This window comes from Mesorhizobium sp. M8A.F.Ca.ET.161.01.1.1 (genome assembly GCF_004792105.1).
In the GTDB taxonomy this organism is placed as follows: domain Bacteria; phylum Pseudomonadota; class Alphaproteobacteria; order Rhizobiales; family Rhizobiaceae; genus Mesorhizobium.
Map to the genome: position 1 here is coordinate 1 of NZ_SRTD01000231.1, position 343 is coordinate 343.

Annotated in this window: 1 protein-coding gene; it reads right to left on the minus strand. The window is 60.6% G+C overall.

Features of this window, described 5'->3' with window-relative positions; all coding sequences use genetic code 11:
• Window positions 1-343, minus strand: a 343-nt coding sequence (locus EN804_RS35470; RefSeq protein ID WP_189602192.1) for a gamma-glutamylcyclotransferase, incomplete at both ends; no start/stop codon positions are given.

Sequence of the window (343 nt, forward strand, 5' to 3'; positions counted from 1 at the left end):
AGGAATCAACGGCTGGCTGAGCGACAAGCGCGCCGACATTGGCAGCGATGCTCTCCAGCAAGGAATCGCGTATGCCCATGTCCTGCAGATGCTGCACGGTGTTGAAGACGTAATCCGTGTTCGGACCGGAGCGACCGGCCGCAGCCGCGATGATGACAGCCGATTCGGCAACGCCGAGACCGCCGATATATTGTTCATGTGCGGGATCTGCCACGTAGGTCACGGCACTGCTGCGCCTGCCATCTGACAGCGCAATAGAAACCACCCGCTCCTTGTAGACATTCGTCACCAGTTCGCGCCCCCGCAGATAAGCCATGACGGGATCACCATCTGCCCCCCCCAC